At 71.4% G+C, this 18,153-nt stretch carries 23 protein-coding genes; 15 read left to right on the top strand and 8 right to left on the bottom strand.

Features of this window, described 5'->3' with window-relative positions:
- The first annotated feature begins 27 nt into the window (after window positions 1–27).
- The 3 genes from A4R43_RS19655 (at window position 28) to A4R43_RS19645 (ending at window position 2,708) form a co-directional block, all read left to right on the top strand.
- The gene (locus A4R43_RS19655) at window positions 28–1,200 is read left to right on the top strand and encodes an erythromycin esterase family protein (protein WP_113697735.1); all 1,173 of its coding nucleotides are present in this window, start codon (window positions 28–30) and stop codon (window positions 1,198–1,200) included.
- A 195-nt stretch (window positions 1,201–1,395) separates the two neighbouring features.
- Entirely contained in the window at window positions 1,396–2,025 is a 630-nt protein-coding gene (locus tag A4R43_RS19650) for a sensor histidine kinase (RefSeq protein WP_113693671.1), read from the top strand.
- Complete coding sequence (locus A4R43_RS19645) at window positions 2,022–2,708, top strand: LuxR C-terminal-related transcriptional regulator (protein ID WP_113693670.1); 687 nt, start codon at window positions 2,022–2,024, stop codon at window positions 2,706–2,708. Before A4R43_RS19650 ends, A4R43_RS19645 begins: the two co-directional genes overlap by 4 nt.
- A 228-nt stretch (window positions 2,709–2,936) precedes the next feature.
- Here A4R43_RS19645 and A4R43_RS19640 read toward each other — a convergent pair whose 3' ends face one another.
- Window positions 2,937–3,629: a GntR family transcriptional regulator gene (locus A4R43_RS19640; RefSeq protein ID WP_236809128.1), complete on the bottom strand. Its 693-nt coding sequence runs from the start codon at window positions 3,627–3,629 to the stop codon at window positions 2,937–2,939.
- 155 nt (window positions 3,630–3,784) lie between these two features.
- Here A4R43_RS19640 and A4R43_RS19635 point away from each other — a divergent pair, with 155 nt between their 5' ends.
- The 4 genes from A4R43_RS19635 to A4R43_RS19620 are packed head-to-tail and all read left to right on the top strand — an operon-like array spanning window position 3,785 to window position 7,315.
- On the top strand, window positions 3,785–5,032 hold the full coding sequence (locus A4R43_RS19635) for an MFS transporter (RefSeq protein ID WP_113693669.1): 1,248 nt from the start codon (window positions 3,785–3,787) through the stop codon (window positions 5,030–5,032).
- Window positions 5,033–5,058: 26 nt separating this feature from the next.
- The gene (locus tag A4R43_RS19630) at window positions 5,059–5,832 is read left to right on the top strand and encodes a putative hydro-lyase (RefSeq protein WP_205215506.1); all 774 of its coding nucleotides are present in this window, start codon (window positions 5,059–5,061) and stop codon (window positions 5,830–5,832) included.
- On the top strand, window positions 5,832–6,440 hold the full coding sequence (locus A4R43_RS19625) for a 5-oxoprolinase subunit B family protein (RefSeq protein ID WP_113697733.1): 609 nt from the start codon (window positions 5,832–5,834) through the stop codon (window positions 6,438–6,440). The genes A4R43_RS19630 and A4R43_RS19625 overlap by 1 nt, the downstream gene beginning before the upstream one ends.
- On the top strand, window positions 6,437–7,315 hold the full coding sequence (locus tag A4R43_RS19620; RefSeq protein ID WP_113693667.1) for a 5-oxoprolinase subunit C family protein: 879 nt from the start codon (window positions 6,437–6,439) through the stop codon (window positions 7,313–7,315). Before A4R43_RS19625 ends, A4R43_RS19620 begins: the two co-directional genes overlap by 4 nt.
- A 465-nt stretch (window positions 7,316–7,780) precedes the next feature.
- On the opposite strand, the gene shbA is transcribed toward A4R43_RS19620, so the two are convergent.
- From shbA to A4R43_RS19600, 4 genes are all read right to left on the bottom strand, one after another.
- Complete coding sequence (shbA, locus tag A4R43_RS19615) at window positions 7,781–8,437, bottom strand: RNA polymerase sigma factor ShbA (RefSeq protein WP_113693666.1); 657 nt, start codon at window positions 8,435–8,437, stop codon at window positions 7,781–7,783.
- Between the two features lie 350 nt (window positions 8,438–8,787).
- A complete protein-coding gene (locus tag A4R43_RS19610; RefSeq protein WP_113693665.1) occupies window positions 8,788–9,096 on the bottom strand; it encodes a DUF202 domain-containing protein in 309 nt (102 codons plus the stop codon).
- Entirely contained in the window at window positions 9,093–9,437 is a 345-nt protein-coding gene (locus tag A4R43_RS19605; RefSeq protein WP_113693664.1) for a YidH family protein, read from the bottom strand. Before A4R43_RS19605 ends, A4R43_RS19610 begins: the two co-directional genes overlap by 4 nt.
- Window positions 9,434–9,883, bottom strand: a complete 450-nt coding sequence (locus A4R43_RS19600; RefSeq protein ID WP_113693663.1) for a GtrA family protein — start codon at window positions 9,881–9,883, stop codon at window positions 9,434–9,436. Before A4R43_RS19600 ends, A4R43_RS19605 begins: the two co-directional genes overlap by 4 nt.
- Before the next feature lie 64 nt (window positions 9,884–9,947).
- On the opposite strand from A4R43_RS19600, the gene A4R43_RS19595 reads away from it, so the two are divergent.
- Window positions 9,948–10,385 carry a hypothetical protein gene (locus tag A4R43_RS19595; protein ID WP_113693662.1) on the top strand — a complete coding sequence of 146 codons (438 nt, stop codon included), beginning with the start codon at window positions 9,948–9,950 and terminating at the stop codon, window positions 10,383–10,385.
- 84 nt (window positions 10,386–10,469) lie between these two features.
- Window positions 10,470–10,778: a HesB/IscA family protein gene (locus A4R43_RS19590; protein WP_113693661.1), complete on the top strand. Its 309-nt coding sequence runs from the start codon at window positions 10,470–10,472 to the stop codon at window positions 10,776–10,778.
- A gap of 96 nt (window positions 10,779–10,874) precedes the next feature.
- Here the strand turns inward: A4R43_RS19590 and A4R43_RS19585 are convergent, their stop codons facing one another.
- The 3 genes from A4R43_RS19585 to A4R43_RS19575 all read right to left on the bottom strand — a co-directional run bounded on the left by A4R43_RS19585 (window position 10,875) and on the right by A4R43_RS19575 (window position 13,499).
- Complete coding sequence (locus A4R43_RS19585) at window positions 10,875–11,336, bottom strand: hypothetical protein (RefSeq protein ID WP_113693660.1); 462 nt, start codon at window positions 11,334–11,336, stop codon at window positions 10,875–10,877.
- Window positions 11,337–11,400: 64 nt separating this feature from the next.
- Window positions 11,401–12,459, bottom strand: coding sequence for a glycerate kinase (locus A4R43_RS19580; RefSeq protein ID WP_236809245.1), 1,059 nt, complete (start codon window positions 12,457–12,459; stop codon window positions 11,401–11,403).
- 44 nt (window positions 12,460–12,503) lie between these two features.
- Window positions 12,504–13,499 carry a 2-hydroxyacid dehydrogenase gene (locus tag A4R43_RS19575; protein WP_113693659.1) on the bottom strand — a complete coding sequence of 332 codons (996 nt, stop codon included), beginning with the start codon at window positions 13,497–13,499 and terminating at the stop codon, window positions 12,504–12,506.
- A gap of 88 nt (window positions 13,500–13,587) precedes the next feature.
- On the opposite strand from A4R43_RS19575, the gene A4R43_RS19570 reads away from it, so the two are divergent.
- From A4R43_RS19570 to pcaG, 6 genes are all read left to right on the top strand, one after another.
- Window positions 13,588–14,061, top strand: coding sequence for a MarR family winged helix-turn-helix transcriptional regulator (locus A4R43_RS19570; protein WP_113693658.1), 474 nt, complete (start codon window positions 13,588–13,590; stop codon window positions 14,059–14,061).
- An 81-nt stretch (window positions 14,062–14,142) separates the two neighbouring features.
- A complete protein-coding gene (locus A4R43_RS19565) occupies window positions 14,143–14,943 on the top strand; it encodes a CoA transferase subunit A (protein WP_113693657.1) in 801 nt (266 codons plus the stop codon).
- A 17-nt stretch (window positions 14,944–14,960) separates the two neighbouring features.
- Window positions 14,961–15,692 (top strand): CoA-transferase subunit beta, encoded by a 732-nt coding sequence (locus A4R43_RS19560; protein WP_113697731.1) that lies wholly within the window; start codon window positions 14,961–14,963, stop codon window positions 15,690–15,692.
- Window positions 15,689–16,864 carry a thiolase family protein gene (locus A4R43_RS19555; RefSeq protein WP_113693656.1) on the top strand — a complete coding sequence of 392 codons (1,176 nt, stop codon included), beginning with the start codon at window positions 15,689–15,691 and terminating at the stop codon, window positions 16,862–16,864. The genes A4R43_RS19560 and A4R43_RS19555 overlap by 4 nt, the downstream gene beginning before the upstream one ends.
- A gap of 14 nt (window positions 16,865–16,878) precedes the next feature.
- On the top strand, window positions 16,879–17,604 hold the full coding sequence (pcaH, locus tag A4R43_RS19550; RefSeq protein ID WP_113693655.1) for a protocatechuate 3,4-dioxygenase subunit beta: 726 nt from the start codon (window positions 16,879–16,881) through the stop codon (window positions 17,602–17,604).
- The gene (gene pcaG, locus A4R43_RS19545; protein WP_113693654.1) at window positions 17,601–18,146 is read left to right on the top strand and encodes a protocatechuate 3,4-dioxygenase subunit alpha; all 546 of its coding nucleotides are present in this window, start codon (window positions 17,601–17,603) and stop codon (window positions 18,144–18,146) included. The genes pcaH and pcaG overlap by 4 nt, the downstream gene beginning before the upstream one ends.
- Window positions 18,147–18,153 lie beyond the last annotated feature (7 nt).

The raw sequence follows: 18,153 nt of genomic DNA, 5'->3' as shown, positions 1-18,153 counted from the left end.
TGCGTTAGTGTGCCCAGTGTGCCACGCCTGAGCCCTCTTGACCGCCTGCCCGAGCTGATCGGTGCCGCCAACATCGTCGCGATCGGCGAGAACAACCACCACATCCGCGAGTTCGGCGCCTTCCGGGACCGGCTGCTGCGCGTGCTCGTCACCGAACTCGGCTTCCGGGCGATCGCCTTCGAATCGGGTTTCGCGGAGGGCAGGCTGGTCGACGCCTGGATTCACGGCGCGCCGGGTGAAGTCGCCGAAATCGCGCGTGACGGATTCACCTTCTCGCTCGGTGATTCGGCGGAAATGCACACGATGCTCACCTGGATGCGCGAGCACAACGCCGCCGGGGGAGACCTGCGGTACGCCGGGCTCGACGTGCCGAGCAGCGCCGGTTCGCCGTTGCCCGCGCTGCGCGCGGTGCGGGAGTACCTGCTCGACGCCGACCCCGGTGCACTGTCCCTTGTGGACAATGCGATCGCCGCGACCGAGCCGTATTCCGCGGTCAGCAGCGCGCTCGCGCCCGCGCGGTACCAGCAGTTCGGCGAACGCGACCGGGCCACCGCCGCGCTGACCGTGCTGGTCGCGCACCTGGAGTCGACCGGCCCGGTGCTGCGCCGCGGCGGGGACGACCTCGCGCACGCCGTGGCGCTGCACCACGCCCGCGGTGCCCTGCGCGTGGACACCTACCTGCGTGAGGTGCTCGACGCGATGAACGGGACGGCGACGCCGGTGCAGGGGGCGTCGCGGGACACCTACATGGCGCAATCCGTGCGCCTGGCGCGCGAAGTGTGGCCCGATCGCAAGCTCGTGCTGATGCTGCACAACGGACACCTGCAGCGCACGCCGAGCAGCCTCATTCCCGGCGTGACCAACGCGCCCGTCGGCGCGCACCTGGCCGCCGAGTTCGGCGACGACTACTTCGCGCTGGCGCTGACCGGCGGCACCGGCCACACCACCGGACTGCGCCCGGATCCCGCGGCACGGCTGGGATTCCAGGTGTACGAGGAGGAACTCGGCGCGCCGGAGCCGGGCAGTGTGGAGGAACTGCTGGCCGGGCACGAGGAGGGCGTGCTCGACCTCCGTCCGCTGCGCGCCGACGCCGACCGTCCGCACGGTATTCGGCATGCGCATCTGACCGTGCAGACCGATGTTGCCAATGCATTCGACGCGCTGGTCTATTTCCCGCGGCAGTCCGCCTGCTCGGTCTGAATATTCCCAGCTCACCGCCCGGTGTGGAAAAATGCTGCCACCGAGCGGTTACCGTGCGCGACAGCACGCTATAACGTTGGGTAGATAAATATTCGGCCACTGTCCGGTGTTCGGCCTGGGTTGTGCAACGTTCAATCGGAGTAACCCGACTGAGTGATCGGAGTGCGTGAAAGAGCGGGACTGTGGAGGCGAAGCATGGAGCGCTCACGGGGGGACGCCGCCACGGTGGTGGGGCGGGAGTTCCTGCACGACCTCGGCCACAGCCTGGCCACGCTGTCGTACCTGGTCGAGGCGGTGCGCGCGGACCACGAGCTGCGGCCGGGCACCCGTCGCCGCGTGGACGCGATCGACCAGGAGACCAACCGGCTGCTGGCCATGGTCCGCGACGCGATGGCGCCGGGCGACCAGCCGCGCCTGGCGGTGGTGGACGTGCGCGAGGTCCTCGAGCAGATCGTCTCGCTGGTTTCGCTGGCCAGTGAGACCACCGTGGTGGTCACGCCGGGCCCGCCGGTTTCGCTGCTGGTGGACGAGTCGCTGCTGTGGCGCATGGTGGCGAACCTGGTGGACAACGCGGTGCGCGCGGCCGGGCCGGGTGGCCGGGTGGAGGTGTCCGCCGGCCAGGAGCAGGGCGTGACGGTGGTCGACGTGGCCGACAACGGGCCGGGGTTCGGGGCGGGGCAAGGGGGCTGGGCGTCGCTGGGGCTGGGCATCGTGGAACGGCTCGCCGAGGCCTGTCGCTGCCGGTTCGAGGTGGTGACCGCGGCGTCCGGGGGTACCCGGGTGCGGCTGGCGTTCGGTGGGCGCCGGGAAGGCGGATCGGAATGAACATCAGCGTGCTGCTCTGCGACGACCACGTGTTGTTCTCGGACGCGCTGGCGAGCGTGCTGGGGCACGAGTTCGAGGTGCTCGGCGTGATCGACGAGATGGCAGGCATCCCGGCCGCGATCCGGCGGCACCGCCCGGACGTGTGCCTGCTGGACCGCCGCTTCGTCGACGGCGACGCGCTCGACCGGCTTCCGGAGATCCGCGCCGCGCGCCCGGCCACGAAGGTGGTGGTGCTCACCGCCGACCAGGACGACGACGGACTGCACCGCGCGCTCGCCGGCGGGGCCGCCGGGTACGTGCAGAAGACGTGCGGCGTGGCGACGCTGACCGCCGCGCTCCGCAGCGTGGTCGCCGGTGAGGTGGTGGTGCACGTGGCCTCGGAGCGGTCGGCGCTGCGCTCGCGAGGCTCGGCGGAGGCAGCGCGCCTGGCCGAGCACCTGACCGCCCGGGAACGCGAATGCCTGGCGATGCTCGTCGAGGGGCTCAGCACCAGTGAGATGGTGGCCAGGCTAGGCGTCGCCACGACGACGGTCCGGACGCACATCCAGGCGCTGTTGAGCAAGCTGGGCGTGCACTCACGGCTGGAAGCGGCTTCGCTCGCCGTGCGGTACTCCCTACTGGACGAACACCACCCACGGCGACGGCGCCGTCGAAACGGCGAGTTAGGCGCGGAGGCAGGCTAGGCGGGGTGTCACGAATGTGGCTTTCGAGACGTTTGGCGTCTCGAATGTGGCTTTCGTGACACCGGCCTGGGCACGTTCGGGGCCTCGAGCCCGGCCGGGCGCCGGATTCGCACCGCGTGCGCCGCCCGGTGCGAGGCCCCTCCGGCCACGAGCCGCCTGGCCCGGCAAGCACGGGTGCTCGTTCCGAGCGCGAGGCCGTTCCGCCAAGGAGCGCCCAGATCGCGAAGCCTAAGTACCTGCGTTGTACGCGCTGAGCAACTGCCGTTCGGCGTCGTCCAGGTACGTGGCCAGGGCGGCTTCGGCGCGCCGGTTGTCGCCGTCGCGGAGTAGTTGCAGGATCTCGTCGTTGCGCAGCAGGTACGGCTGGTGGAACTCCCGCGGATCGGTCATCACGTGGAAGACCAGCCGCAGCTCGGCGAACACGCCCTGCATCAGCTCGTCGATGCGCGGACTCGCGGTCAGCGCGGCGAGCGCCTGGTGGAAGTGGATGTTCGCGGTACCGAGATCGCGCCAGCCTTCGCTGCGCTCGGCGAGCAGGCCGTCGGCGACCGCGTTCTCCAGCGCGGACAGGTCCGGGTTCACCGCGTTCCGGACGGCCGCGCATTCGACCAGCTTCCGCACGCGGTACAGGTCCACCACGTCGTCCACGCTGAGCATCCGGACGAAAACACCCCGGTTCAGCTCGTGCGAGAGCAGCCGCTCGTGCGTGAGCAGGCGGAACGCTTCCCGCAGCGTGTTCCGCGAGACGCCCAGCGCGGCGCCGATGTCGTGCTCGGAGAGCCGGGTGCCCGGCGGGAAGAAGCCCTCCGAGATCCGGGTGCGGAGCACGCCTGCCACCCGCTCGGCGGTACTGGTCCGGCCGAGCAGGCCTCGATCGGCGGCCAGGCCCGCCGGGGAACCGCTGTTGTCCGCGATGACCACGAGGATCAGCCTACCGCAGTACCGGTGAACGATACGCGGAAACTCCTGGAGGATTATCCTCTGGACCTCTTGTGGGATTGTTGAACAATAGCCTACCTTGTGTCGCAGCTCACTCACTCAAGTGTTCCCTGGACCCCAGACCCGCGAGGTGCGTGATGGACACGACCGCTGCAGCCGCTGAGGACACCCGACCGTTCGCCTGGTACCGCACGCTGGGATCGCGGGGCAGGCGCGCCTTCGTCGGCGCGTTCGGCGGCTACGGGCTCGATTCCTACGACTACTGGGTACTGCCGCTGAGCCTCAGCGCGATCATCGCCTACTTCCAGCTCACCCCCGGCACCGCGGGCCTGCTCAGCACCACCACCCTGGTCGTTTCCGCGATCGGCGGCGCCGGCGCCGGCATTCTCGCCGACCGCATCGGCCGCGTCCGCACGCTCCAGCTGACCGTCGCCACCTACACCTTGTTCACCGTGCTCTGCGGCTTCGCGCCCAACTTCGAAACGCTGCTGGTGTTCCGCGCCCTGCAAGGACTCGGGTTCGGCGGCGAGTGGGCAGCGGGCGCGATCCTCGTCGCCGAGTACGCGCGCTCGCGCTACCGCGGCCGCACGGTCGCCTTCGTGCAGAGCGCGTGGGCGGCGGGCTGGGGGCTCGCGGTGATCGTCTACACCGTGGTGTTCAGCCTCGCCGGTGACGACTTGGCCTGGCGCATCATGTTCTGGACCGGCGTCATCCCCGCGCTGCTGATCATGTGGGTGCGCAAGAACGTCACCGACGCCGACGTCGTCACCGAGCGCCGCGAAAGCTCGGCCCAGCGCGGCTCGTTCGCGCGGATCTTCCAGGGCGACCTCCTGCGCACCACGCTGGTCGCCTCCCTGTTCGCGACCGGTGTGCAGGGCGGTTACTACACGCTGGCCACCTGGCTGCCGTCGTACCTGCGCACCACCCGCGAGCTGACCGTGATCAACACCGGCGGCTACTACGCCTTCCTGATCTCCGGCGCGTTCATCGGCTACGTCTGCGGCGGATATCTGACCGACCTGCTGGGGCGCAAGCGGACCTTCGTCCTGTTCGCCGCGTTGTCGGCGGCGCTGATCGTGGCCTACACGCAGATCCCGCACGGCGCCAACGCACTGGTGATGGTGCTCGGCTTCCCGCTCGGCTTCTCGATGTCGGCCATCTTCAGCGGCTTCGGCGCCTTTCTCGCCGAGCTGTACCCGACCGCGCAGCGCGGCACCGGGCAGGGCTTCACCTACAACTTCGGCCGCGCGGTCGGCGCCGTTTTCCCCGGTGTGGTGGGACTTCTGGGTGCCGGCGGGGCGATGGTGTTCGGCGCGGCCGGGTACGGGATCGCGGTACTGGCCCTGCTGGGCCTGCCCGAAACCAGGGGGAGGGAGCTGGTATGACCATGGTGGACGAAGCAACCCACGCGCTGACCCCGGCGCAGGCACGCGCCCGGTTCCGCGCCGGTGTCTCGGCGCCGACCAGCGGCTGGGCGGCCGGGTACACCCAGACCAACCTGATCGCGGTGCGCCGCGACTGGGCCTACGACGTGCTGATGTTCTGCCAGCGCAACGAACAGCCGTGCCCGGTGCTCGACGTCAGCGAGCCCGGCGACCCGTCGACCAAGCTGGCGGCGGGCGCGGACCTGCGCAGCGACCTGCCGCGGTACCGCATCTGGGAGAACGGCGAGCTGCGCGCCGAGGTCACCGACGCCACGCCGTACTGGAGCGACGATCTGGTCGCGTTCTCGATCGGCTGCAGCTTCACCTTCGAGACCGCGCTCGCCGCCGAAGGCATCCCGCTGCGCCACGTCGAGCAGGGCCGGAACGTGGCGATGTACACGACCACCCGGAAGTGCCGCCCGGCCGGGCGGTTGCACGGGCCGATGGTGGTGTCCATGCGGTACATCCCGGCCGGCCGGGTGGACGACGCGATCCGGATCACCGCGGAAATGCCCGCGGTGCACGGGGCGCCGGTGCACGTCGGCGACCCGGGCGCGCTCGGCATCTCCGACCTCGGCAAGCCGGACTTCGGTGAGCCCGCGCGCCCGGAACCCGGTGACGTGCCGGTGTTCTGGGCCTGCGGGGTGACTCCGCAGGCGGCGCTGATGGCGTCGAAACCGCCGTTCGCGATCACGCACGCGCCGGGGCACATGCTGATCACCGACCGGCGTGACGACGAGTACCGGGTCGGCAGGCAGTGATCAGGGTGCACCGGTACGGCAGCCGCGCGGTACTGGTCGACCTCGCCGGGGCGGGCGAGGTGCTCGGGCTCGACGCCGTGCTGGCGGCCGATCCGCCGGACGGCGTGGAGGAGGTGGTGCCCGCGGCGCGGACCGTGCTGGTGCGGTTCGACCCCCGGCGCACCACCTTCGAACGGCTCGTCGAGGAACTCGGCGGCCGTCCGCTGGAGCCGCCGGAAAGCCGCCGTGGCGCGGAACTCGTGGTCCCGGTCAGCTACGACGGCGCGGATCTCGCGGAGGTCGCGGCGCGGACCGGGTTGTCCGAGGACGAGGTCGTCCGGCGGCACACCGGCGCCGAATACCGGGTGGCGTTCTGCGGGTTCGCCCCCGGTTTCGGTTACCTCACGGGACTTCCGCCCGAACTGCACCTGCCGCGGCGCGGGAGCCCGCGGGTGCGCGTGCCGGCGGGTGCGGTCGCGGTGGCCGGTGAGTACACCGCGGTGTACCCGCACCCGTCGCCCGGTGGCTGGCATCTGCTCGGCCGCACCCCGCTGGCGGTGTGGGACGCCGACCGCGAGCCGCCGAACCTGCTCGCGCCGGGCACGACCGTGCGGTTCCGCGCGACATGAGCGGCAAGGTCGAAGTGCTCGCCCCCGGGTTGTTCGCCACCGTGCAGGACCTCGGCAGGCCGGGATACACCGCGCTCGGCGTCGGCCGGTCCGGCGCCGCCGACCGCGCCGCGCTGCGGCTGGCGAACCGGCTGGTCGGCAATCCCGAGTCGAACGCGGCGATCGAGGCCACCTTCGGCGGGCTGGCCGTCCGGTTCGACGGCCCGGGGCTGATCGCGCTCACCGGCGCGGTGGGCGCGGCCCGGCTCGGCGGCCGCGCGATCGGCCCGAACGCGCCCGTGCTCGTGCGGGTCGGCGACGAACTGCGGCTGGGCGCGCCGGAGGTCGGGCTGCGGGCGTATTTGGCCGTGCGCGGCGGGATCGACGTGCCACCGGTGCTCGGCGGCCGCGGCACGGACACGCTTTCCGGGCTGGGCCCGGAACCGCTGGCCGCGGGCACCACGCTGCCGGTGGGGGAGCGCGTGCTGGCCTGGCCGCCGGTGGACCTGGCGCCGTGCGCGGCGCTCGTGCCGGAGCCGGTGCTGCGGCTGATTCCGGGGCCACGACTGGATTTTTTCACGCCGGACGCGTTCGATCGGTTGCTGTCCGGGCGGTACCTGGTCTCGGCCGAGAGCAACCGGGTGGGGCTGCGGCTCGACGGCCCGGTGTTGCGCCGCGCCAGAACCGGCGAGCTACCCCCGGAACCGGCGGCGCCTGGCGCGGTGCAGGTGCCGCCGTCGGGGCAGCCGATCCTGTTCCTGGCCGACCACCCGGTGACCGGGGGTTACCCGGTGGTGGCGGTGGTAGCCGAGGACGACCTCGGCGGGGCCGCACAGGCCCGGCCGGGCACGCGCCTGCGCTTCGCCAGGTACGGGAGAGGTTGCCTTCCGGCCTGACCGCTCGGCGAGGGGCGCTCTCCAGTGTGGCCGCTCGGCAGAGGACCCCTTCCAACGTGACCAGTCGGCGGAGATCGATCTCCGGCGTGGCCGGTCGGCGGAGGTTGCCGTCCAACCTGACCGCTCGGCGGAGGTCGCCCTCCGGTGTGGCCGGTTGGCGCCTGCATTCCGGCGTGACTAGCACGCAGAAGCCGCCTTCCAACGTGACCGGTGGCGGAGGTCGCCTCCGGGATGGCCGAGGTCGCCCTCCGGTGTGAGCGATCGGCGGATGTCGCTTTCCGGCGTGGCCAGTGCGCAGAAGTCGCCGTCCGGTGTCGCCGGTTTGGCGGGGGTCGCGTTCCAACGTGACCGGTCGGCGGGAGTCGCCTCCAACGTGGCCGGTCGGCGGGAGTCGCCTCCAACGTGGCCGGTCGGCGGGAGTCGCCTCCGGTGTGGCCGGTCGGCAGAAGCCGTCTTCCGGTCGGGTCAGAAGTCGCCTTCCAGGGTGACCAGTTCGCGTAGTTTCTGCAGTGCGCGGTGCTGCGTGGTGCGCACGTTGCCCGCCTTGAGGCCGACTGCTTCCGCGGTCTCGGCCGCCGACAGGCCGACGGCGACCCGCAGGATCACGATCTCCTGCTGCACCCGGGGCAGCGTGCGGATCAGCCGGTTCAGCCGTTCGCCCAGGTCGACGTCGAGGGCGTACTTCTCCGGCTCGTTGTCGGCGCCGGAGCGCTCCGGGAGGTCCGACACCGGCTCGCAGCGGTCGCGGGAGACCGCGCGGAAGGCGTCGGCCACCTTGTTCGCCGCGATCGCGTGCACCAGGTACAGAAAAGACCCACCGCGGTCCTGGTACTGCGGCAGCGCCTTGAGCACGGCGACGCACACCTCCTGCGAGATGTCGTCGGCCGAGAAGTACGACAGGTCCCGGCCGCCGAGCCGCGCCCGGCAGTACCGCGTGACCACCGGTTTCAGCGCGGCGAGCAGGCCCTCCATCGCCTCGTGGTCGCCCTTGGCCGCCTGGCGGACCAGCGGATCGAGGTCCTCCTTGGTCAGCCGCGGATAGTGGCTGGTGCTCCGCTGGACCGGGTTCGGCGACGCGGGTCCCTCGATACCCCGCCCCGTCGAGTCCAAGCTCGTGGTCATGCGCCCGCCCATTCCTCGAACGATCTGCTGTTGTCGACTCACCCGGCTGGCCGGACAAACTCGATTAATCATCGAATCAACCGGCCCTGCTGAGAGTCATTGTCAGCTTGCTAATAAGGCGACTGTCCGTAGCGGAGTTACCCGAATGGCGCTCGCTCGTTCAGCACTCTGACGACTGTGCGTAATGCTAGACCGCTACTGGCGCTGGCTCCAGGGATCTCGCAGAGATGCCCCATTAGCACGAATCTAGGTCTCAATCATCTTTCGGTCGCGGTGGACAAAAGTGCCGCGCACCCTGATTGCTCCGTACGGCGGTAGGGTCTTAGGTCCCTGAAAATCGCGTTTGCCAGTTAAGCGAGAAAGGCGAGCGTGGCCACCGCCAGGATCGTCAGCAGGCTCGCCGACAGGCCGATGACCAGCGGTTGCGCGGCATTCGGGGGAGTCCGCTCGCCTCGCAGCAGGTGCCGTTCGCGGTGCCTGCCGAGCAGCGCGAGCGAAATCGTGACCAAAATCCCGGTCGCCGCCGGGATAACGGTCAGGTCACTGCCCGAACGCACCGCCGAGTGCAGCAGGAGCAGGGTCACCGCCGCCGCGGAGGCGGTGGTGCGGCGCCACGCCAGCCAGGTGCGCTCCGGCTGCAGGCCGGGATCGCGGCTCACCCGGTCACCGCGAGGACCACCGCGAAGCCGGTGATCACCAGGATGCCCGCGGTCAGCACGAGCATCATCCGGTTGGGCGGCAGCGGTTCACCGCGGCGCATCGCGCGCTGGACCCGTTTCCAGCGCGGGTAGCTCGCCGCGGTCAGCACCACGGCGAGCGCGGCGCACAGCAGGGCGAGCACCGTCCTGGCCCCCGGCACGCCGAACTCGGGGACCAGCTGCCGCACCGCGACCGCACCGGCCAGCAGGCCGAGCGCGGTCCGCAGCCAGGCCAGGAAGGTGCGCTCGTTGGCCAGGCTGAACCGGTAGTCGGGCTCCTGCTCCTCGTCGCCTGCGGTCATGCGGACACCCTGTCCCGCGCGGCGAAGACCCACCACCGCAGCAGCGCGAACCGGCAGACCCCGCCGAGCAGGCTCGCGGTGGCCAGCACCAGCGTTTCGGTGAGCGGCGTCGGTGCCGGAATCACGGCGTGCAGCACGAGCAGCACCACCGAGCCGTACCCGGCGTAGAAGGCGATGGTGCCGATCACCTGGATGTGCCGTCGCCGCGGCGGGCTGGGTCGTCCGGCGAAGGTCACCCGGCGGTGGAACTCGGTGTTCCCGATCGTGGTGGCGGTGATCGCCAGCAGGTTGGCCCCGTGCGCGCCGAGCGCGTCGCGGAGCAGGAAGTAGAGCACGAACTGCACGGCGGTGGTGACCACGCCCGCCGCCGCGTACCACCCGGCGTGCACGGCGATGCCGTGCTGCCGGGCTGGTGGGGCGGGCGCTGCCGCTGCCGGGATGGCCATGCCCAGGACGCTACCCAAGCCGGTTTCAGGGGCGGCCCACGCGGGTAGGCGAAGCGGACCAAGCATGACCAGAGGAGGAGTTCCGATGTCCGCACCCCAGGATCCGGTCGAATCCGATCCGGCCGCGCTGAACAGCGCCGAGGACCTCGACGAGGACCGCCTCCGGGTGGATCCGCTCGAGGAGGGCATCGAGCCGCCGGAGCACTGGAGCGGTGCCGACCGCTTCGGCACGACCCCGGCCGAACAGCGCGAGGGCGAGCCCATGGCTGAGCGGCTGCGCGAGGAACAGCCGGACGTGACGGCCGACGAGGTGCCCGAGAAGCCGATCGCGGCGACCCCCGCCGACGAGCTGGACGAGACGATCGACGACCAGCCCGGTGACATCGAGCCGATGGCGCCGGAAGAGGGGCGTGTCGGCCGTCACACGGCCAGCGACGACCTGCCGCAGGCCGCTGACCAGGCCGGGGGCTCGATCGCGGAGACCATCCGCACCCCCGAGTGACCGGGTGGCACCCAGCGCCGCGCCCCTGCCACCCCTACGGTGGGAGGGGCCAGAGCCATGTAACCGACGAAAGGGAGCCTGTCGATGCTCGCCATGACAGACGCCGCGGCCGAGGCCATCACCGCGTTGACCGGACAGGACGGTCAGGCCGAAGCCGGCCTGCGGTTCGCGGTGCAGGAGGTGGAGGAGGCCGGCGCCCAGCTCGGGTTGTCGGTGGCGCCTTCACCGGAGGACGGTGATCAGGTGCTCGCCACCGAAGGCGGGGCCAAGGTCTTCCTGGAACCGAAGGCCGCCGAGTTCCTCGACGACAAGGTGCTCGACATCCAGCAGGACGACCAGGGCCAGATGAGCTTCGCCGTGCTGCAGCAGCCGGACGCGCAGCCCGGCAGCTGAGCCAGCACGAAACACCCAGAACACGAATGTGGCTTTCGGGGCGGAATCCGCCCCGAAAGCCACATTCGTGTTCGCCCGGCGAGACCGGCTCCGGCCTCAGGCGGAGTAGGGGTCCCGCTGGTCCAGTGCCGGGCTCACCCTCGGGTTGACGCCCTGCTGCCCCGGCACCGGTGCCACGGTGGTTTCCGAGGCGGCCGACGTGGGGTGCTGCTGTTGCTTCAGCGCCCGTTCCGCGACCTGGTTGTCCCGGATCCGCGCCAGCACGGTCAGCGTCACCCCGTGCGCGATGGCCAGCACCAGCAAGGTGATGCCCAGTTTCCAGACCACCGCCTCGGTGGCGTTGTCCCCGCCCGAATCGATGGTCGACAGCAGCGCCAGCACACCCAGCACGGCCAGGTGGAACAGCACGGTGATCAGGCGGGTCATCGAAGCACCCGCGGCCGGATCGCCGTACGAGTGCTCCAGGTAACGCCGCCCGCTCCGGTAGATGATCTGCCCGTCGACCACGACGAGCAGGGTCGCCAGCACCAGGAACGTTATGTAGGCGTTGGTTTCCACAGGTGGCTCCTCTCGGTGACACGGCCCAACCGGAGGGTTACCCGCCGACCTGCGCGGCAAACCGCTACCCGGCCCAGGTGCGCACCAGATCCGCCGTCTGCGCCCGCAGCAGTTCGCAGGCGTGTTCCCGCGCGTACGCCAGCGAAGGCGCGTGGTCGATCAACGCGCGGTATCCGGCCACGCCCAGTTGGGCCAGTTGCGCTTCGTCGAGCGCCACGCGCCCGGCGACGGCCAGCACCGGCAGGTCCCGTGCGCGGGCCCGCGCGGCGATGCCGGCGGGTGCCTTGCCGTCGAGGCTCTGCGGGTCCAGCGAACCTTCGCCGGTGATCACCAGGTCCGCCTCGGCCAGCGCGGCAGGCACGCCGGTGAGTTCGCAGACCAGGTCGAAGCCGGATTCGAACACCGCGCCCAGCGCCGCCATCGCGCCACCGGCCACGCCGCCGCCCGCACCGGCGCCCGGCGCGTCCGAGACGTCACGGCCGCCCGCCGCGTGCAGTGCCCGCGCCCACCGGCCGAGTGCCTCTTCCAGCAACGCGACCTCCGCCGGGCGCGCGCCCTTCTGCGGGCCGAAGATCGCCGCCGCACCCTTCTCGCCGAGCAGCGGATTGCTCACGTCGGTGGCCACGCGGACGTCGATGCCGTCGAACTTCGCCCGCAGCGCGGCCAGATCCACCGATTCGACCGTCCTCAGTGGACCGCCGCCCAGGTCCACCGAAGGCGTCACCGAAGCGCCGAGCGCACGCAGCATGCCCGAGCCGCCGTCCGTGCTCGCGGTCCCGCCGACGGTCAGCACCACCTGCTTGGCTCCGCGTTCCAGCGCATGCGCGATCAGCTCGCCGACGCCCCAGGTGTGTGCGGCCAGCGCGGTTTCCGGTGACGGCTCGACGAACTCGATACCGCACGCCCGCGCCGATTCGATGTACGCCGTCTCGCCCAGCACCGCGTACCGCGCCTCGACCGAGGCGTCCAACGGCCCGCGCACCGCCAGTTCGACGCGTTCCGCGCCCGCGGAGTACAGCACGTCCAGCGTGCCCTCGCCGCCGTCGGCCACCGGGCAGAGCATGGTCACGGCGTCCCCGAAAACCTCGAGCACGCCGTCGTGGATCGCCTCCGCGGCCTCCATCGCGGTCAGGCTGCCCTTGAACTTGTCGGGCGCGATCAGCACCTTCACGCTGTCACCGCCGTGAGCGCGGGCTCGCCCGACAGCACGGCGGCCACGTTGCGTGCCGCGAGCAGGGCCATTTCGGTGCGGGTTTCCACGGTCGCCGAGCCGAGGTGCGGGGTGATCACCACGTTCTCCAGTTCGAGCAGCCGGGGTTCGACTTCTGGTTCCTTCTCGAACACGTCCAGCGCGGCGCCGGCCAGCACGCCGTCGGCGAGCGCCTCGGCCAGCGCGGGCTCGTCGACCACCGCGCCGCGCGTGGTGTTGACCAGGTACGCGCCGGGCTTCATGGTCCGCAGCGTGTCTGCGTTGATCAGGTGCCGGGTCTCCGGTGTGAGCGGGCAGTGCAGCGAGACGAAGTCGGCCGACCGCAGCAGTTCGTCCAGCGGCAGCCGCCGCGCGCCCAGCTCGGCCTCCACCTCGGCCGGTGCCCTGTTCCGTCCACTGTAGACAATCTCGAGGCCGAACGCCTTGGCCCGGCGGGCCATCGCCCGGCCGATCTGCCCGAGGCCGACGATGCCGAGGGTGCGGCCCTGCAGCCCGGCGCCGAGCATGAAGCCGAGGTGGAAGGTCCACGGGGTGCGCGAGCGCAGCAGCCGCTCGCCCTCACCGAGCCGCCGGGTGCACATCAGCAGCAGGCCGAACGCCAGGTCCGCGGTCGCCTCGGTGAGCACACCCGGGGTGTTCGTCACCGTCACCCCGCGCTCGGTGAGCGCCTTCACGTCCAGGTTGTCGTAACCGACGGCCACGTTGGCTACCACCGCGAGGTCCGGCCCGGCCGCGTCGGCCACCGCGCCGTCCACCCTGTCCCCGACCATGGTCACCAGCGCGTGGGCGCCCGCGACCCGTTCACGCAGCTCATCGGGCCCGAGCTGGCTTTCGGCGACCCACACCTCACCCACCTCGCCGAGCACCTTCAGCGCCGGTTCCGCCAGCTGCCCGGTGACCACGATCTTCGGCACTTTCGGCTTACCTCCTGCGCTCGGCGTCCCGCCCAACATAGCCCGGCGGGCCCCCGTCGTGAACCGGTCGCGACCACGGCACGTGTTTGTTGGTGACGGCACACAGTTTCGACGGGAGGGATTGCGGATGACGATCTCGACACCGGGGGTTGGCGTGGACGCACACCGGCACACCGGGCACCTGATCCGGCGGGCCCAGCAGATCCACACCTACCTGTGGTCCGCCGAAGTGTCCAAAGAGGTCACCTCGACCCAGTTCGCGGTGCTGAGCGCGGTGGCGCTCAATCCGGAGACCGACCAGAACGCGCTCTCGCGCGAGGTCTCGCTGGACACCTCGACGGTGGGCGCGGTGGTGAACCGGCTGATCGACCGCGGCCTGCTGCGCCGCGACCGCGATCCGGGCGACCGGCGGCGGAACCTGCTGAGCCTGACCGACGCCGGGCACGCCCTGTTCGGCGAGCTCTCGGTGCGTGCGGCCCGGATGACCGAGGGCATGGTCGGCTGCCTGCCGCCGGAGGACCGCGAGGAACTGGTGCGCATCCTCAGCCGGGTGGTCGACGCGGGGGAGGCGAAGCGGGAGAGCGCCGAACACACCCGTTAGCGCGTTCCGTGCCCGCGGCTTCCGTGCTATGTTCATATGTAGAACTAGTGTGCGGAATGCGAACATGCAAGGGAGCTGGCGATGGCGGAACTCGTCTCGCTCGCGGACGGAGTGGCCGGCCTCGTCCGCGACGGCGACACGGTGGCGCTGGAGGGATTCACCCACCTGATCCCGGTGGCCGCCGGGCACGAGATCATCCGGCAGGGCCGTCGCGGGCTGACCCTGGTGCGGATGACCCCGGACATCGTCTACGACCAGCTGATCGGCGCCGGGTGCGCGAGCAAGCTGATCTTCTCGTGGGGCGGCAACCCCGGGGTCGGCTCGCTGCACCGGTTCCGCGACGCGGTCCAGCACGGCTGGCCGGTGCCGCTGGAGATCGAGGAGCACAGCCACGCCGGCATGGCCAACCGCTACGTGGCCGGTGCCTCCGGGCTGCCGTTCGCCGTGCTGCGTGGTTACTCCGGCACCGACCTGCCCCGGCACACCGCCACCATCAAGCCGATCACCTGCCCGTTCACCGGCGAGCAGCTGGCCGCGGTGCCCGCGCTCAACCCGGACGTGACCATCGTGCACGCCCAGCGCGCCGACCGCGCCGGGAACGTGCAGCTGTGGGGCATCGCCGGCGTGCAGAAGGAGGCGGTGCTCGCGGCCAAGCGCTCGCTGGTCACCGTCGAAGAGATCGTCGACGAACTGGAGCCGCGTCCTGGCGCGCTGGTGCTGCCGTCGTGGGCGGTGACCGCGGTCGCCGAGGCGCCGGGCGGGGCCAAGCCCTCCTACGCGGCCGGGTACTACGACCGGGACAACGCGGGTTACCAGGCGTGGGACGCGGTGAGCCGCGACCGCGAGGAGTTCGGCAAGTGGCTGGCGGAGGTGGCGGCGTGAACTACACCACCGACGAGATGATGAGCATCGCGGCCGCCCGCGCGCTCAAGGACGGCATGTCCTGCTTCGTGGGCATCGGGCTGCCGAGCACCGCGGCCAATCTCGCCCGCCGCTCGCACGCGCCGAACCTGGTGCTGGTCTACGAATCCGGCTGCCTCGGCGCGAAGCCGTCCCGGCTGCCGCTGTCCATCGGGGACGGCGAGCTGGCCGAGACCGCGGACGCGGTGGTCAGCGTGCCCGAGGTGTTCAACTACTGGCTGCAGCCCGGCCGGATCGACGTCGGCTTCCTCGGTGCCGCCCAGCTGGACAAGTTCGGCAACATCAACACCACGGTGATCGGCGACGACTACGCCGATCCGAAGGTGCGCCTGCCGGGTGCCGGTGGCGCGCCGGAGATCGCCGCCTCCTGCCGCGAGGTTTTTGTGGTGCTGCGCCAGAGCAAGCGCGCGTTCGTGGAGAAGGTCGACTTCGTCACCTCGTTCGGCCACGGGACCGGCCGCGGTGACCGCGCGCGCCTCGGCCTGCCCGGCGCCGGGCCTACCCTGGTGGTCACCGATCTCGGCCTGCTGCGACCGGATCCGGAGACCGCCGAGCTGACGCTGACCGACCTGCACCCCGGGGTCGAGGTGGCGCAGGTGCGCGAGGCGACCGGGTGGGAGCTGAAGGTCGCCGACGACCTGCGGCGCACGCCGGAGCCGACCGAGGCGGAACTGACCGGGTTGCGAGAGCTGAAGAAGGCGGGCGAATGACCGAGGTATACGTGCTGGACGCCGTGCGGACCCCGTTCGGCAAGTACGGCGGCGCGCTGGCGGGCACCCGGCCCGACGACCTGGCCGCGCACGTGCTGCGGGCGCTGGGCGAGCGGTCCGGGCTCGATCCGTCCACTGTGGACGAGGTGGTGCTCGGCAACGCCAACGGCGCCGGTGAGGACAACCGGAACGTGGCGCGGATGGCCACGCTGCTGGCCGGCTGGCCGACCTCGATCCCCGGCGGCACGGTGAACCGGCTGTGCGGTTCGGGGCTCGACGCGGTCGCCCAGGCCAGCAGGCTGATCGCCACCGGGGACGCGTCGCTGGTGGTGGCCGGTGGCGTGGAGTCGATGAGCCGGTCGCCGTGGGTGGTGCCGAAGCCGGAGAAGGCCTTCCCGAACGGCAACCAGACCATGTACTCCACCGCGCTCGGCTGGCGCATGGTCAATCCGGCGATGCCGGAGCAGTGGACGGTCTCGCTGGGGGAGTCCACCGAACTGCTCGCCGAGCGGTACGGCATCGGGCGTGACGAGCAGGACGAGTTCGCCGCGCGCAGCCACGTCAACGCGGCCAAGGCGTGGGACGACGGCTTCTACGACAACCTGGTGGTGCCGGTGCCCGGCGTCGAGCTGACCAGGGACGAGGGCATCCGGCCGGACTCGTCGCCGGAGAAACTGGCCAAGCTCAAGCCGGTGTTCCGCAAGGAGGGCACGGTCACCGCGGGCAACGCGTCGCCGCTCAACGACGGTGCCTCCGCGGTGCTGCTCGGCGACCGGGCCGCCGCCGACCGCGTCGGCGCCACGCCGCTGGCGCGCATCGCCGGTCGTGGCGCGGCCGGGGTGGACCCCGACGTCTTCGGCATCGGGCCGGTTCGTGCCGCCGAGATCGCGCTGGAGCGCGCGGGCATCGGCTGGGACGACCTCGCCGTGGTCGAGCTGAACGAGGCCTTCGCCGCGCAGTCGCTGGCGTGCCTGCGTGACTGGCCGAAGCTGGACCCGGCCAAGGTGAACCCGCACGGCGGTGCGATCGCCATCGGGCACCCGCTCGGCGCGTCGGGCGGCCGCATCCTCGGCACGCTCGCGCACGACCTCCGCCGCCGCGGTGGTGGCTGGGGGCTGGCCGCCATCTGCATCGGCGTCGGCCAGGGCCTGGCCGTGGTGCTGGAAGCCTGAGAAGGGAGAGCAGTATGAGCCTGCCCGAATACCGCAAGGATCCCGAGGGCACCCACCCGCCGCTGGGCTTTCCCGGTTACCGCTCGACCGCGCTGCGGCACCCGAAGCAGCCGCTGGTGCTGCTGCCGCAGATGCTCACCGAGGTGACCGGCCCGCTGCTCGGGCCGGGCAGGCTCGGCGAGCACGACAACGACCTGACCCGGCAGCACGCCGGTGAGCCGCAGGGCCAGCGGATCGTGGTGCACGGGCGGCTGCTCGACGGTGACGGCCGCCCGGTGCGCAACTCGCTGGTGGAGATCTGGCAGGCCAACGCGGGCGGGCGCTACAAGCACACCGGCGACCGCTGGCCGTCGCCGCTGGACCCGAACTTCGACGGGGTCGGGCGCACGCTCACCGACGACAACGGGCACTACGAGTTCACCACCATCAAGCCGGGCGCCTACCCGTGGAAGAACCACGACAACGCCTGGCGGCCGGCGCACATCCACTTCTCGGTGTTCGGCACCTCGTTCACCCAGCGCCTGGTCACCCAGATGTACTTCCCGGAGGACCCGCTGTTCGGGCAGGACCCGATCTTCAACTCCATCCCGGACGAGAAGGCGCGGATGCGCATGGTCTCCCGCTTCGATCTGGAGCGCACGCAGCCGGAATGGGCGCTGGCCTACGAGTTCGACATCGTGCTGCGCGGCCGGAACGCCTCGGTGTTCGAGGACGTCGAGGACGAGGAGGACGACGAATGAGCACTCCTTCGCAGACCGTGGGGCCGTACCTGTCGATCGGCCTGCCGTGGGACGACGGGCCGGAGGTGGTGCCCGACGGCACGCCGGGTGCGGTGGTGCTGCGCGGGGTGGTCTACGACGGCAACGGCGACCCGGTGCCGGACGCGCTGGTCGAGACCTGGCAGGCCGACGCCGACGGCCGGTTCGACCACCCCGACGACCCGCGCGGGCGGGTGGCCGGGTTCCGCGGGTTCGGCCGCTGCCCCACCGACGAGCGGGGCCGGTGGTCCATCCGCACCGTGGTGCCCGGCCCGGTGCCGGGTCGCGACGGGCGGACGCAGGCGCCGCACATCGACGTCTCCGTGCTGGGCCGCGGCCTGCTGCACCGGGTGGTCACGCGGATCTACTTCCCCGAGCACGCCGAGGCGAACGCCGCCGACGAAGTGCTCAACTCGGTGCCGGAGGACCGCCGTGGCACGCTGATCGCGGTACGCGAGGGTGACGGCTACCGGTTCGACGTGCGCCTGCAGGGCGAGGGCGAGACGGTGTTCTTCGAGGTTTAGGAGTCGC

This window comes from Amycolatopsis albispora (assembly GCF_003312875.1).
Taxonomy (GTDB): Bacteria; Actinomycetota; Actinomycetes; order Mycobacteriales; family Pseudonocardiaceae; genus Amycolatopsis; species Amycolatopsis albispora.
The sequence above is the reverse complement of the archived record's forward strand: the minus strand, read 5'-3'. Positions and strand labels throughout refer to the sequence as shown.

Coding starts and splice junctions, on each gene's coding strand:
- pcaH (WP_113693655.1), top strand. CDS start 16,879: ATGAGCCTGCCCGAATACCGCAAGGATCCCGAGGGCACCCACCCGCCG.
- A4R43_RS19650 (WP_113693671.1), top strand. CDS start 1,396: ATGGAGCGCTCACGGGGGGACGCCGCCACGGTGGTGGGGCGGGAGTTC.
- A4R43_RS19555 (WP_113693656.1), top strand. CDS start 15,689: ATGACCGAGGTATACGTGCTGGACGCCGTGCGGACCCCGTTCGGCAAG.
- A4R43_RS19600 (WP_113693663.1), bottom strand. CDS start 9,883: ATGGCCATCCCGGCAGCGGCAGCGCCCGCCCCACCAGCCCGGCAGCAC.
- A4R43_RS19635 (WP_113693669.1), top strand. CDS start 3,785: ATGGACACGACCGCTGCAGCCGCTGAGGACACCCGACCGTTCGCCTGG.
- A4R43_RS19620 (WP_113693667.1), top strand. CDS start 6,437: ATGAGCGGCAAGGTCGAAGTGCTCGCCCCCGGGTTGTTCGCCACCGTG.
- A4R43_RS19575 (WP_113693659.1), bottom strand. CDS start 13,499: ATGTTGGGCGGGACGCCGAGCGCAGGAGGTAAGCCGAAAGTGCCGAAG.
- A4R43_RS19595 (WP_113693662.1), top strand. CDS start 9,948: ATGACCAGAGGAGGAGTTCCGATGTCCGCACCCCAGGATCCGGTCGAA.
- A4R43_RS19570 (WP_113693658.1), top strand. CDS start 13,588: ATGACGATCTCGACACCGGGGGTTGGCGTGGACGCACACCGGCACACC.
- A4R43_RS19580 (WP_236809245.1), bottom strand. CDS start 12,459: ATGGAGGCCGCGGAGGCGATCCACGACGGCGTGCTCGAGGTTTTCGGG.
- A4R43_RS19645 (WP_113693670.1), top strand. CDS start 2,022: ATGAACATCAGCGTGCTGCTCTGCGACGACCACGTGTTGTTCTCGGAC.
- A4R43_RS19590 (WP_113693661.1), top strand. CDS start 10,470: ATGCTCGCCATGACAGACGCCGCGGCCGAGGCCATCACCGCGTTGACC.
- A4R43_RS19605 (WP_113693664.1), bottom strand. CDS start 9,437: ATGACCGCAGGCGACGAGGAGCAGGAGCCCGACTACCGGTTCAGCCTG.
- A4R43_RS19565 (WP_113693657.1), top strand. CDS start 14,143: ATGGCGGAACTCGTCTCGCTCGCGGACGGAGTGGCCGGCCTCGTCCGC.
- pcaG (WP_113693654.1), top strand. CDS start 17,601: ATGAGCACTCCTTCGCAGACCGTGGGGCCGTACCTGTCGATCGGCCTG.
- shbA (WP_113693666.1), bottom strand. CDS start 8,437: ATGACCACGAGCTTGGACTCGACGGGGCGGGGTATCGAGGGACCCGCG.
- A4R43_RS19560 (WP_113697731.1), top strand. CDS start 14,961: ATGATGAGCATCGCGGCCGCCCGCGCGCTCAAGGACGGCATGTCCTGC.